The organism is Dyella sp. 01L423, assembly GCF_056399945.1.
The window spans coordinates 231,777-244,818 of record NZ_JBFTSI010000004.1 but is presented as its reverse complement, the minus strand read 5'-3'; the positions used below and the strand labels follow the sequence as shown (position 1 = coordinate 244,818).

Sequence of the window (13,042 nt, the reverse complement as noted above, 5' to 3'; positions counted from 1 at the left end):
CTGTGGCTTCCTTTGTGTTGGAAGCCCGCCATGTCGGCCTGGTCGCCCGTTAGTCATTTCCCTGCATGCGACCGGAGCTGTCACCGTGGCTGAAGTACGCGCGATCGTCGCCGATGCCGCCGATGTGCTCGGCGAGCGACTCGAGGCCGAGTTGCTGTTGCTGCACGTGCTGGGCAAGCCACGCAGCTGGCTGATCGCGCATGCCGACGACGAGTTGGACGAAGCCCAGGTAAAGGCATTCGACACGCTGGTGCAGCGCCGCCGCGATGGCGAGCCGGTAGCGTATATCACGGGCCATCGCGGTTTCTGGACCTTGAACCTGGAAGTCACGCCGGCCACGCTGATTCCGCGGCCGGAAACCGAATTGCTGGTGGAGCTCGCCCTCGCGCGCATGACCGCCAAGATGCGCGTGGCGGATCTGGGCACTGGCAGCGGTGCGATTGCGCTGGCGATTGCGCGGGAGTGCACTACGGCGTTCGTGGTGGCGACGGATGCAAGCGCCGATGCGCTCGCTGTGGCAGAGCGCAACGCCGCCAAGCACGGCATCCACAACGTCCGTTTTGCGCACGGCAACTGGCTGGCGGCGCTGGCCGACGAGCGATTCGAACTCATCGTCTCCAATCCCCCGTACATCGAAGCGGGCGATCCACATCTCGCGCAGGGCGATCTGCGATTCGAGCCGTCGTCGGCTCTGGCTGCCGGGGCCGATGGCCTCGACGACATCCGGCAAATCGTGGCGCAGGCGCGCGACCATCTCGAACCCGGTGGCTCGCTGTTGATGGAACACGGCTGGAACCAGGGGCCGGCCGTGCGCGAGGTGTTGTCCGCCGCGGGCTACCGCGATGTATTCACCGAGCAGGATCTGGAGCAGCGCGACCGCGTCAGCGGCGGGATCTGGCCCGGGGCGTGATGGACGTCCAAATGAAAACGCCGCGCAGTGCGCGGCGTTCTCATCGAACGTCGGTGATCGAACCGATCAGGCCGTGATCTGGCTGCGCGAGCCCACCTGCGGAAAGCGGGCGCGGATCGCACGGCGGATGCTCGGCAGGTCCAACCCAGCCATGGTCAGCACTTCTTCGCGGCTGCCGTGTTCCAGGTAGGCGTCCGGCAGGCCCAGGTGCAGGATCGGCTTGACGATGCCGTGCGCAGCCAGGCACTCGGCCACGCCGCTGCCCGCGCCGCCGGCAATCGCGTTGTCTTCCAGCGTCACGAACGCATCGTGGGTGCGCGCCAGCTCGAGGATCATCGCCTCGTCCAGCGGTTTGACGAAGCGCATGTTGACCAGGGTGGCATCCATCTCCGCGGCAATCTCCGCGGCCGGCGCCAACATCGCACCGAAGCTGAGCAGGGCGAGGCCATGACCACGGCGACGCAGTTCCGCCTTGCCGATCGGCAGCGTTTCCAGTTCCTGCTGCAGCGGTACGCCCGGGCCGGTGCCGCGCGGATAGCGGATCGCGGCGGGGCCGTGATACTGGAAGCCCGTGGTGAGCATCATGCGGCATTCGTTCTCGTCCGCCGGCGCCATCACCACCATGTTCGGCAGGCAACGCAGGAACGACAGATCGAAGCTGCCCGAGTGCGTGGCGCCATCGGGGCCGACCACACCGGCGCGATCGATCGCGTAGGTCACGTCGAGGTTCTGGATCGAGACGTCGTGGATGGCCTGGTCGAATGCACGCTGCAGGAAGGTGGAGTAGATCGCCACCACCGGCTTGGCGCCTTCGCAGGCCATGCCGGCGGCCAGCGTCACCGCGTGCTGCTCGGCAATCGCCACGTCGAAGTAGCGCTGCGGGTATTCCCTGGAAAAACGCACCAGGCCCGAGCCCTCGCGCATGGCGGGCGTGATGCCCAGCAGGCGCTCGTCGGCGGCGGCCATGTCGCATAGCCAGTCGCTGAAAATATCGGTGTAGGTGGGCTTGGACGGGCCGGCTTTCTTGACCAGGCCGGCCTGCGGATCGAACGGACCCACGGCGTGGTATTCGATCTGCGCCTGCTCGGCGGGCGCGTAGCCCTTGCCCTTGGTGGTGATCACGTGCAGCAGCTGTGGGCCGGGCAGGTTCTTCACCGTGCGCAGCGCGGTGAGCAGCTGCGGGATGTTGTGACCGTCGATCGGGCCGGTGTAGTGGAAGCCCAGCTCTTCAAACAGCGTGCTGGGCACGAACATACCCTTGGCGTGTTCTTCCCAGCGCTTGAAGAAGCGGCCGAAGAACGACTGCTTCGGGATGGCGCGCTTGGCGCGCTCGCGCAGCGCGTTGAGCCGGCGGCTGCTCATGGCGCGCGCAGCCATCTTGGTCAGCGCGCCGACGTTCTCGCTGATCGACATGCCGTTGTCGTTGAACACGACCAGCATGTTCGGCTCCACGTCGCCGCCATGGTTGAGCGCCTCGAAGGCCATGCCGGCGGTCATCGCGCCATCGCCGATCACGGCGACGACCTTGCGCTGGTCGCCCTTGCGCTGCGCAGCGATGGCCATGCCCAGTGCCGCCGAGATGGAGGTGGACGAGTGGCCGACGCCGAAGGTGTCGTACTCGCTTTCCTCGCGACGCGGGAACGGGGCGAGGCCGTCCTTCTTCTTGATCGTGGTGATGCGGTCGCGACGGCCGGTGAGAATCTTGTGCGGATAGCACTGGTGGCCGACGTCCCACACCAGACGATCGGTCGGCGTGTCGAACACGTGGTGCAGCGCGACGGTCAGTTCCACCACACCAAGGCCGGCGCCGAAATGGCCGCCGGAGCTGGCCACGGCTTCGATCAGGTATTGGCGCAGCTCTTCGGCGACGAGGGGTAGCTCGTCGTCGGACACTTTGCGCAGGTCGGCCGGCGTCTCGATGGGCGCCAGATGGGGGTAGCGGGACAGGTCGTTCATTGGCGTATTGTTGGCCCAGCGGGGAGGCGGGGCAAGGGCGGCCGGATGAATTCTTGCGGGCTGCGCCTCCACATGGCGCTGACACGGCACGGGCGAGGCTCCGGCACAGTCATTCAGCCAGGGCCTTCCCATGAGCACACGCAAGGCTTTCCAGCGGTTCGCCGGAGCCGTCGCCCACTATTCCGGTCGCCCGGTGACCTTTGTCCTGGCGGTGCTGGTGGTGGTGGCCTGGGCGGTCACCGGGCCGATGTTCGGCTTCGGCGACACCTGGCAGCTGGTCATCAACACGGGCACGACCATCGTGACTTTCCTGATGGTGTTCCTGATCCAGAACACCCAGAACCGGGATTCGACCGCCGTGCAGATCAAGCTGGACGAGCTGATTCGCAGCTCACAGGCGCACAACGCCTTGCTCAACCTGGAAGAACTGGACGAGGTCATCCTCGAACGCATCCGCCGCAGCTACTGCCGATTGGCAGAGCAGGCGCGCACCGAGCTGCAGCGCATCGAGGATGAGGACGATCCTTTCGGGGATGAGAGCGAAACGCCTTAGAGGGGATTCAAACTCTCGCGTCCACGATTGTTTCCCTCGCCGTCGTTCCGGCCTGCGCCGGAATGACGAGCGGCTCTCAGACCATATGCTCGCGGCGATCGCGCGGCAGGTGGTTGACCAGGAATTCCATCTGGTCGGCCAGGATGTTGCGGTTGGACAGGATCAGGTGCTCCACCCAGCTCGGGCGGTACGGCACCGCCAGCAGCGGCATATTGGCCTGCTGCGGCGTGCGGTTGCTCTTGCGCAGATTGCAGGCCAGGCAGGCGCACACCACGTTTTCCCAGCTGTCCTTGCCCTGCTTGGAGATCGGCAGCACGTGGTCGCGGGTCAGTTCGCCGCGGCTGTAGCGCTGGCCGCAATACATGCACAGATAGCGGTCGCGGGCGAACAGTGCGGTATTGGTGAGCGCCGGCGAGGGATCGATGGCGTGGTCGCGGCAGTGGCCGGTGCTGGCAATGATGGGGTGCAGGGATAGCGTGCTTTGCAGCCCGCTGAGGCGGTTATGGCCGCCATGCACCGTCAGGCAGGGGTCGCCAAGCGTCCAGGCCACGGCGTCGCGAACATAGAGGCAAACCGCCTCCTGCCAGCTGATCCAGTCGAGAATTCTGCCGGCGGCGTCCAACGACAGCACGCGGGTCGAATGAAGATCGACAACGCGGCCAGGTACTTCCATCAGCATGCAAAACCGTCCTTCAACCCAGGGGAATGAACGTTCGGGTGCCGCAAAGATGCTCGTATGACGCCGAGGATAGACCAAATCCATGACAGAACACACGCAAATGGTTGTCAGGGCAGGGGAAGGCGTGCCCACCGGGTGTTCTCGTGTCGGCGGAAGCGCTGATATAGTGTCCGTTCATTTGTAGACCCGAGGCCGGGTTTGGGAGGGGGAGCCTGGGTGGCGACCCCGGCGCGGCTGGGGAGAGGTATTAACGTGGCTGAAGTTCTTTTCTACGAGCGTCCTGTTCCGCTCAACCGCACTGAACACAAGGATCTGCGCATCAAGCCGATCCCGAACCTCAAGTTCGCTGGCTCCGTGCACTCGGTGCCGCTGACCGGCGTGGAATTCCCCGCAGCCGCGCGCGACCTGCCGATCCTGTTTGGCGGCGTGACCGTCGAAGACGCAGGCCCCATGGCCCTGCTTGGCCTGCGCGAGAACGAGAACCTGTTCATCGACGAACAAGGTCACTGGGCGCCGAACGCCTATATCCCGGCCTTCATCCGCCGCTACCCGTTTGTGCTGGCCGAAAAGCCGGTGGGCGCCGAAGGCGACGACTTCACCGTGTTCCTCGACGAAGCCTATGAAGGCTTCAACACTACCGAGGGCGAAGTCCTGTTCAAGGACGACGGCAGCGAGAGCGAAGTGCTGAACAACGCCGTGCGTTTCCTCGGCGAGTTCCAGCAGCATGTGTCGCGCACGCAGTGGTTCATGGAACAGCTGCGCAAGCACAAGCTGCTCGAGCCGCGCAACATCCGTCTGGAGAAGGATGGCAAGTCCATCAACCTCAACGGTTTGTTCGTGGTCAATGAAGACAAGCTGCGCCAGCTCGACGAGAAGACCACGCACGAGTTCCTGCGCGAAGGCGTGTTTGGCTGGATCTACGCGCATCTGCTGTCGTTGAGCAACATCGACCGCGTGTCGCAGCGCCTCAGCGAGCGCGAGCAGGCCGAACAGGCCGCTTCCTCCGCTCTGAACTGATGCAACCGACGTCACGGCGCCTGTGGGCGCCGTGACGTTGTCCGCGGCGCGCAACGCGCTGCGGCAGATCGGTGCTTTCGCCCGGCGAGGTCCGGCATCCTCACGCCATTCTTGCAGGGCCGGGCGATATGCTTGGCTCGAACGGGGCTGCGTGGCGCCGCCGACGCGATCCCCACAACGGGGCGGGCATGTCCGAGCAGAACAAACGCGTGGTGATGTCGTATGTCGACGCTTTCAATCGCGGCGACCTCGATGGCGTGTGCGCGTTGTTCGCGCCCGATGCCTTGATTCATGGCGCGCTGGGCTGGGGCGGCATCGAGAAGGCGCGTCCGCTGTGGGAACAGCTGATGCGCTGCTTTCAGATGAGTCTGGAAGTGGATGCCGTGGTGGCCGAAGGAGACACCGTCGTCGTGCGCTACACCGAGCGCGGGCGTTCGGTGCAATCGTTCCGCGGCGGACCCGTCACCGGCAAGGATTACGAAGTGCTGGCGATGGAATGGTTCGTGGTGAAGGAAGGCCACATCGAGCGCCGCTGGGGCGTGCGCGACACGACGTCGATGTTTGCCCAGATGAGCTTGCCGCCGCCGTGAGGATCGCCTTCAGACGTCGTAGGTAAGGCTGGGCCGCCAGTCGGCGCCGCGGCCTTCCGGCAGGCAGTCGAGCAGGTTCCACAGCGGCCAGATCGCATCGACATGACGCGGATCCTGTCCTGGTTCCGGCGGCACGAACATCAACTCGCTGCACCAGGTGTGATGCACCTGGCCATCGCGCCGCAGAAAAATATTCAGCGCGGGCATCTGCCTGCCGTCGGCGCTTTCGCCGTGGTAATCGGTGTTGTACGTGTTGTGCGCGGACGACAGCAGATGCAGCTGCCGCCAGCCGCGATCGCGCGCGAAGTGTCGGATGCGCTGGATCGGCGACTTCGCCACCACCGCTACATTCACGCGTTGCCGCAGATGCGGCATCTCGCCGTCGAGCGCATCGAGTATCGACGAACACGAGGGGCAAGGCGCCGACATGGCCGGCCCGAACATGAAGCTGTAGATCGCCAGGGTGTCCTTGCCATCGGCGAACAGATCGGACAGGCGCGTCTGGCGTTCGATGTCGGTATCGATCGGCGTGTCGCCTTCGTCGTCGAAGGCGTAGTCCACCGGAACCACGCCACCCAGCGGCAGCGCGCGACGCAGCGCGGCGGTGGCTTCGGTTTGTCGCCGCAATTCCATTTCCGCCCGCAGCAGTCGATCGCGGGCGACCCGATAGGCGGGGCTTTCGCCAGGAAAGCGAACGGTGTGCAGTGATTCGGTCATGCTTGTCTCCCATCGTGCGGTAGCCGCGCGCATGGCGACCGTCGCTCAACGCACGGGCTTGGCCAGGCGCAGCAGGTCGGCGGCGTAACCCGCGTTTTCGTAGACGGCGCGTGCGCGTTCGTTGCCGGGGAATACCGCCAGCGTCACCAACTGGCAGCGATGCTCGCGGGCCCAGCTTTCGGCGTGATCGAGCAGGGCGCGACCCACCCCGCGGCCTTCGTGCTGGGCGGCCACGGCAAGATCGGAGATGTGGCAGTTGCTGCGGCCGGTGAAGTAATCCTGGGTTTTCTGCAGATGGATGAAGCCCACCGCGACGCCGTCGCTGTCTTCGGCCACAAACAAAAAGCTGTTGGCCGGCTGCTCATCCAGATGGCGGCTGAGGTCTTTGCGTATGCCTTCGATGCACTCGTGGCGTCGCCGCCACGGCGGCAGGTTGAAGTCCACGAAACGGGGCACCAGGCCAAGGATGAAGTCGTCGTCGTCCTCGGCCAGACGGATCAGATAGCTGGTGTCGCTCATGCGGGACCAACCGGATTAGCGAGAGAAGATGGTTTTCTACACCCAGGGGCGTCGGGACGGTAGTCCTGGGAATGTGAAGAGGGGCTCCTGCGGTTTGTCGCCCGTCGCGCACAGGGTGCGCTCCCACACAAAGAAGAAGGCCCCTCCGTGGTGGAGGGGCCTTGGGTGGATCAGATCAGGCGATAGCGGGGATGGTATCCACGCCGGCTTCGATGGCGGCCTTGTGGGTCAGGCTGCGCGGCAGGATGCGGGCGAAGTAGAAGGTCGCGTTGTCACGCTTGGCCTGCTTGAACGCTTCCTGCCGGCTACTGTTGGCGAGCGCCGCCGCACCGCGTGCCGACATATAGGCCAGCGTGATGTAGCCGGAGTAGTACAGGTAATCCATCGCGGAGGCGCCCAGTTCTTCCGGGTTGGCCTGCACGCGCTGGGCAAGGGCCAGGGTGAGGTCGGCCCATTCCTTGGCGTGCTTGGCGAGCGGGCCGATCAGGCCGGCGAGCGAGGCGTCCTGTGCGTGCTGCTGGCAGAACGCGAGGATCTCCTGCAGGAACAGCTTGAAGCCGGTGCCCTGCAACTGGAGGATTTTGCGGCCCAGCAGGTCGGCGGCCTGGATGCCGGTGGTGCCTTCGTACAAGGTGATGATGCGGGCATCGCGCACGAACTGCTCCACGCCGTTCTCGGCGATGTAGCCGTGGCCACCGTAGACCTGCAGCGCTTCCTTGGTGCACTCCTGTGCGAGCTCGGTGACCACGCCCTTGGCGATCGGGATCAGGAACGCGACCAGGTCGCTGGCCTGCTTGCGCGTGGCTTCATCGGCGCCGCGGGCTTCCACGTCGGTCTGCAGCGAGGTGTACAGCAGCAGCGCGCGCGAGGCTTCGACCAGCGAGCGCTGGGTCAGCAGCATGCGGCGCACGTCCGGTTGCACCATCAGGTTGTCGGCCGGCTTGTCCGGGAACTTCGGACCCGACAGCGCACGACCCTGCAGACGCTCGCGTGCGTAGTTGGTGCTGTTCTGCAGCGCGCGTTCGGACAGCGCCAGGCCCTGCACGCCCACGCCGAGGCGTGCGGCATTCATCATGGTGAACATGGCGGCCAGACCCTTGTGCGGCGCGCCGATCAGGAAGCCTTCGGCGGCGTCGAAATTCATCACGCAGGTCGCCGAACCACGCAGGCCCATCTTGTGCTCGATGGCGCCAGCCGCGACGGTATTGCGCTCGCCCAGCGAGCCATCGGCATTCACTTTGAACTTCGGCACGATGAACATCGAAATGCCGCGGCTGCCGGCCGGTGCATCGGGCAGGCGCGCCAGCACGAGATGGACGATGTTCTGCGCCAGGTCATGCTCGCCGGCGCTGATGAAGATCTTGGTGCCGGTGATCTTGTAGCTGCCGTTGTCGCCGGGTTCGGCGCGGGTCTTGAGCAGGCCCAGGTCGGAGCCGGCCTGGGGCTCGGTCAGGCACATGGTGCCGGTCCAGCGGCCTTCGACGATCGGCTTGAGGTAGGTGTCCTGCTGGTCTTGGGTACCGTGCATTTCCATCGCATGGCAGGCGCCTTCGGACAGCAGCGGATACAAGCTCCAGGCCAGGTTGCCGCCCTGGAAAATTTCGCTGGTGGCCGTGCCCATCACGTTGGGCAGGCCCTGGCCGCCGAAGCGCTCGGCCTGGATGAGGCCGGTCCAGCCACCTTCGGCAAAGGCCTTGAAGGCTTCCTTGAAGCCCTTCGGCGTGGTCACGGTGTGGGTGGCCTTGTCGAAGTGGCAGCCTTCCTCATCGCCGCTGGCGTTGTACGGCGCCAGCACTGCTTCGCTCAGGCGACCGGCTTCCTCCAGCACGGCGTCCAGCAGATCGCGCGTGTGACCATCGCCGCCCTGCAGCTTGGTGAGCACGGCTTCGGCGCCGAGCACGTCGAAGAGGGTATAGCGCTGGTCGTCGAGGGGGGCCTTGTAGATCGTCATGGCAGAGTTCCTTCGTGGGTCATGCAGGCGCCGACATCAGCGCCAGGTGTTGGGGATCCCCGGCACCGGCGACAGCCAGTCATTGCCGTGGAAACTGAAATCGCGAACGTCTTTTTCCTGCTCGGGTTTGGCGTTCGCCGTGCCGGTCACGCTGTAGGGCACGCTGCCCGCACTGCCTTTGACAGCGGCGGCCTTGAGCGCGGCGGTCATTTCGGGCGTGGGCAGCAGGTTGATCTGGGTAACGTCGGCGGCGAACGGGGGAATATCCAGGTCGAACGCCGTATGCAGGCGGACCGGTACCAGTTCAGCCACCTGCAGCTGGCCATCGAGCGAGTGGAAATCCATCGAGCCGTAGCTGTTGTTCTGGATGCGCAGCGTCACGCGCCATTCGCCGTTGGGCTGGGTGCGCATCTCCTGGATGCTCACCGTCGGCGGAAACACGCTCTTCTTGGGCGGCCCACAGGCCACCAGACCAGCCACCAGTACCAGCAGCACTACCCAGCCGAGCAGTCGTTTCATGGAAGCACCTCAAACGATTGTTTGAATCTTAGCAGGATGACCTCGCGGTCTGTCCACGGGGTCAACCGGTCCGGGATTTATCTCAGCGCGAATGCGATGTCGCCGTCGTGACCGGTCCGGCAGAGGTTCCCATTGCGCAACGCAGCAGGCATCATCTCCGGCTCATCCCCCACTGCCTCTTGCTCATGACCCGACGAATCGTTGCCCGCCGCTCCCCCATCCATGGCAATGGCGTGTTTGCCGTCGCCCCGATCAAGAAGGGCGAGGAGGTCATCGAGTACAAGGGCACTTTGATGAGCCACGCCGAGGCCGATGTGCTCTACGGCGATGGCGGCGAAACCGGCCACACTTTCCTGTTCACGCTCAACGACGAGTGGCTGATCGACGCCAACCGCAAGGGCAACACGGCGCGCTGGATCAACCACAGCTGCGATCCGAACTGCCAGGCCGTGATCGAGGAAAGCGCCAACGGCAACGCCCGCAAGGATCGCGTGCTGATCGAAGCGATCCGCAATATCAAGCCCGGCGAAGAACTCACCTACGACTACGGCATCACCCTGGACGTGCCCCACACCGCACGCCTGAAGAAGCTGTGGCAGTGCCTGTGCGGCTCGCCCAAGTGCAGCGGGACGTTGTTGAAGGGCAAGCGCTGAGTTTGAGCGTGCGGTAACCCTGTGTGTGTCGGAGCGCACCCTGTGCGCGACCGCAGCGTTTCGGTGCACCTCAGGAGTCTGTTTTAGCGTCGAATTTCGGCGGCCGGATTTGGTCCTGTACCTTCGGGCGCCTGTCGCGCACAGGGTGCGCTCCCACAGGTGAGGGCGTGCATCATCCGTCGACCGGGTACTCGATCCGAATGACTTCGATCGCCAGGTCCCCCGCCGGCCGCTGCCACGTCACCTCATCGCCCACGCGGGCGCCTAGCAGGGCTTTGGCCAGCGGAGACACGTGGCTTACCAGGCCGTGTTCCACGTCGGCCTCGTCTTCGCCGACGATGCGGTAGCGCGCCTCGCCTTCATCGCTGTCTACCGTCACCAGCGCACCGAACGCCACGCGATCGCGTGGCTGTTGCGCCAGGTCGATTTCGATCGCGCTGCCGACCCGCGTATTGAGCCAGCGCAGTTCACGCTCCACCTCGGCCAGCTCGCGTTGCTGCGGCAGGGTGTCCGCGGCGGCGCGCAGCGCATCGCGTCGTTCGCGCATGGCGACCAGCCGCGCGCGCAGCTGCGCCAGACCGCGCGGCGTCACGACGTTGGGGTGTTCGCTCAGCGGGATATCCGGCAGCCGTTCGCCGACGGACTCGTCCGCATCCTTCACGAAGGAGCGGCTCATCGCATGCCTCCAGCGCCGTGTGTTTCGGCGCGTCTCCATTAAACACATGCGGCGTATTTTCAGCGCCTCAAGCGAACGAGACGCACGGACGCGACGCCGGTCGCGCCCGTTCAGGCGAGGCCATGGCGTCAGTCGTCGTCCACGTGCGGCTTCCACGCCTCGGCCAGTTGCTTCTGCACCGGCATCGGCACCGGTTCGTAGTGACTGAGATCCAGGCTGTAGCGGCCACGGCCACCCGTCATCGCCTTCAGCTCGGTGGGGTAGTCGGTGAGTTCGGCCAGCGGTGCCTGCGCCTTGATCACCAGCTCGCCGCCACGCAGCGAATCGGTGCCCATGATGCGCGCGCGCTTGCCGGCGAGTCCGCCGGTGACGTCGCCCACGTTGGCTTCCGGAATGGCCACTTCCACGTCCACGATAGGTTCGAGCACGATGGGCCAGGCTTTGCCGATCGCATCGAGGAAGGCCTTTTTGCCCGCACTGATAAACGCCACTTCCTTGGAGTCCACTGCGTGGTATTTGCCGTCGTAGACGGTGACCCGCACGTCCTGGATCGGATAGCCGGCGATGGCGCCGGTTTCCAGCGCCTGGCGTACGCCTTTCTCGATGGCTGGGAGAAATTGACCCGGAATCACGCCGCCCTTGATCGCATCGACGAACTCGAAACCGGCACCGCGATCCAGTGGCTCCACGCGAAGAAACACCTCGCCGAACTGGCCGGCGCCACCGGTTTGCTTCTTGTGCCGATGATGGCCTTCCGCACGACCTGCAATGGTTTCGCGGTAGGCGATGCGTGGCGGGTGCGTGGTGACTTCGACGCTGTAACGCTCCTTCATGCGCTCCAGCATCACCTTCAGATGCAGGTCGGACAGTCCGCGCACCACGGTCTCGTTGAGTTCCTTGTGATGCTCCACGCGGAAGCAGGGATCTTCTTCCGCCAGCCGGCTGATGGCCTGCGACAGTTTCTGTTCCTGCCCCTTGTGCTTGGGTTCCAGCGCGAGCCCGAACATGGGTTGCGGAAAGCGCATGGGCGCGAGATGGATGCGGTCTTCGTCGTGGGAATCGTGCAGCACCGCATCGAAATGGATTTCCTCGATTTTTGCCACGGCCACGATGTCGCCGGGGATCGCCTGATCGATCTCCTCGTGCGACTTGCCGCGCAAGCGGAACAGGTGTCCCACCTTGAAGGGCTTCTTGCTGTCGTCGATGAACAGCTGCGTGTCGCGCTTGACCGTGCCCTGCCATACGCGAAAGACGCCGAGTTTGCCGACAAAGGGATCGTTGACGATCTTGAACACGTCGGCGATCACGTGTGCCTTGGGATCGGCGTTGACGGCAATCGTTTCGTCCTCGCCGTTGAGGAACGGCGGCGGATTGCCTTCGGCCGGATTGGGCAGCAAGCGTTCGGCCAGTTCCAGGAATTCCTTGAGCCCGGCGCCGGTGCGCGTGCTCACGAAGCAGATCGGAACCAGGTGTCCTTCGCGCAGGCATTGCTCGAACGCGTCGTGCAATTCCTGCGGCGTGAGGTCGCCTTCACCCGCATCGAGATAATGGCCCATCACGGTTTCGTTGACTTCCACCACCTGGTCGAGAATGCGCTGGTGCGCCTCGGCCAGCGAGGAGAAGTCAGTGGCGCCGTCGCTGTGGAAAAAGCAGTCGAGCACCTTGGTGCCGCCTTCGGCAGGAAGATTCACCGGCAGGCATTGCGTGCCGAATTCCTCGCGCAGCGCATCGACCAGCGGCGCGAGCTTTGCCACGTCGCAATCGATCTTGTTGATCACCAGCACGCGCGCCAGCTTGCGTTCGCCCGCCCGCTCCATGATGCGGCGCGTGCCGTATTCGATGCCGTTGGAGGCATTGACCACGACGGCCACGGTCTCCACCGCGGCGAAAGCCGACAGCGTAGGGCCGCGAAAATCGGCGTAGCCCGCCGTGTCGATCAGGTTGATATGGCTCTGTCCGAACGGGATGCTGGCGATGGCGGTATCGATCGAATGCCCGCGCGCCTTCTCCTGTTCGTCCGTATCGGACTGCGTGGTGCCGCGCTCCACCGAACCTTGGTTCTGGATCACGCCGCCGGCGTGCAGCAGGGCTTCGAATAGCGTGGTCTTGCCGGCGCCGGCGTGTCCGGCGAGCGCGATATTGCGGATGTTTTCCGTGTTGTACGACACGATGCGACCCTCCCATGGCTGGGCGCGGGTTCGTGCCGACGTGACCTGCGGCGCCGCACGAAGCCGCGCGAGCGGCTGACGATGGCGGGCCGTCATGGTCGTCCAGGCGTTCGGGACGCGGGGGCGGTCATGGC

The 13,042-nt window shown here is 64.9% G+C and carries 13 protein-coding genes; 5 read left to right on the top strand and 8 right to left on the bottom strand.

What is annotated here, in order from left to right; all coding sequences use genetic code 11:
* Nucleotides 1-85: 85 nt before the first annotated feature.
* Nucleotides 86-910, top strand: coding sequence for a peptide chain release factor N(5)-glutamine methyltransferase (prmC, locus tag AC1DMY_RS13725; RefSeq protein WP_477165488.1), 825 nt, complete (start codon nt 86-88; stop codon nt 908-910).
* A gap of 66 nt (nt 911-976) precedes the next feature.
* On the opposite strand, the gene dxs is transcribed toward prmC, so the two are convergent.
* Nucleotides 977-2,866 carry a 1-deoxy-D-xylulose-5-phosphate synthase gene (gene dxs, locus AC1DMY_RS13720; RefSeq protein WP_477165487.1) on the bottom strand — a complete coding sequence of 630 codons (1,890 nt, stop codon included), beginning with the start codon at nt 2,864-2,866 and terminating at the stop codon, nt 977-979.
* Between the two features lie 130 nt (nt 2,867-2,996).
* Between dxs and AC1DMY_RS13715 the strand changes: the two genes are divergently transcribed.
* Nucleotides 2,997-3,419: a low affinity iron permease family protein gene (locus tag AC1DMY_RS13715; RefSeq protein WP_477165486.1), complete on the top strand. Its 423-nt coding sequence runs from the start codon at nt 2,997-2,999 to the stop codon at nt 3,417-3,419.
* A gap of 76 nt (nt 3,420-3,495) precedes the next feature.
* On the opposite strand, the gene AC1DMY_RS13710 is transcribed toward AC1DMY_RS13715, so the two are convergent.
* Nucleotides 3,496-4,098, bottom strand: a complete 603-nt coding sequence (locus AC1DMY_RS13710) for an HNH endonuclease (RefSeq protein WP_477165485.1) — start codon at nt 4,096-4,098, stop codon at nt 3,496-3,498.
* Nucleotides 4,099-4,350: 252 nt separating this feature from the next.
* On the opposite strand from AC1DMY_RS13710, the gene AC1DMY_RS13705 reads away from it, so the two are divergent.
* Both AC1DMY_RS13705 and AC1DMY_RS13700 read left to right on the top strand, forming a co-directional pair.
* Nucleotides 4,351-5,115 (top strand): SapC family protein, encoded by a 765-nt coding sequence (locus AC1DMY_RS13705; RefSeq protein WP_477165484.1) that lies wholly within the window; start codon nt 4,351-4,353, stop codon nt 5,113-5,115.
* Nucleotides 5,116-5,303: 188 nt separating this feature from the next.
* Nucleotides 5,304-5,705, top strand: a complete 402-nt coding sequence (locus tag AC1DMY_RS13700) for an ester cyclase (RefSeq protein ID WP_477165483.1) — start codon at nt 5,304-5,306, stop codon at nt 5,703-5,705.
* A gap of 9 nt (nt 5,706-5,714) precedes the next feature.
* Here the strand turns inward: AC1DMY_RS13700 and AC1DMY_RS13695 are convergent, their stop codons facing one another.
* The 4 genes from AC1DMY_RS13695 to AC1DMY_RS13680 form a co-directional block, all read right to left on the bottom strand.
* Nucleotides 5,715-6,422 carry a DUF899 family protein gene (locus AC1DMY_RS13695; RefSeq protein ID WP_477165482.1) on the bottom strand — a complete coding sequence of 236 codons (708 nt, stop codon included), beginning with the start codon at nt 6,420-6,422 and terminating at the stop codon, nt 5,715-5,717.
* Nucleotides 6,423-6,467: 45 nt separating this feature from the next.
* On the bottom strand, nt 6,468-6,941 hold the full coding sequence (locus tag AC1DMY_RS13690) for a GNAT family N-acetyltransferase (RefSeq protein WP_477165481.1): 474 nt from the start codon (nt 6,939-6,941) through the stop codon (nt 6,468-6,470).
* 175 nt (nt 6,942-7,116) lie between these two features.
* Nucleotides 7,117-8,892 (bottom strand): acyl-CoA dehydrogenase C-terminal domain-containing protein, encoded by a 1,776-nt coding sequence (locus tag AC1DMY_RS13685; protein ID WP_477165480.1) that lies wholly within the window; start codon nt 8,890-8,892, stop codon nt 7,117-7,119.
* A 36-nt stretch (nt 8,893-8,928) separates the two neighbouring features.
* Nucleotides 8,929-9,411 carry a hypothetical protein gene (locus AC1DMY_RS13680; RefSeq protein WP_477165479.1) on the bottom strand — a complete coding sequence of 161 codons (483 nt, stop codon included), beginning with the start codon at nt 9,409-9,411 and terminating at the stop codon, nt 8,929-8,931.
* A 185-nt stretch (nt 9,412-9,596) separates the two neighbouring features.
* On the opposite strand from AC1DMY_RS13680, the gene AC1DMY_RS13675 reads away from it, so the two are divergent.
* Nucleotides 9,597-10,064, top strand: coding sequence for an SET domain-containing protein (locus AC1DMY_RS13675; protein WP_477165478.1), 468 nt, complete (start codon nt 9,597-9,599; stop codon nt 10,062-10,064).
* 172 nt (nt 10,065-10,236) lie between these two features.
* Here the strand turns inward: AC1DMY_RS13675 and AC1DMY_RS13670 are convergent, their stop codons facing one another.
* Together AC1DMY_RS13670 and fusA are read right to left on the bottom strand one after the other, a co-directional pair.
* Nucleotides 10,237-10,740: a GreA/GreB family elongation factor gene (locus AC1DMY_RS13670; RefSeq protein WP_477165477.1), complete on the bottom strand. Its 504-nt coding sequence runs from the start codon at nt 10,738-10,740 to the stop codon at nt 10,237-10,239.
* Between the two features lie 128 nt (nt 10,741-10,868).
* On the bottom strand, nt 10,869-12,908 hold the full coding sequence (fusA, locus tag AC1DMY_RS13665) for an elongation factor G (RefSeq protein WP_477165564.1): 2,040 nt from the start codon (nt 12,906-12,908) through the stop codon (nt 10,869-10,871).
* Nucleotides 12,909-13,042: the final 134 nt, after the last annotated feature.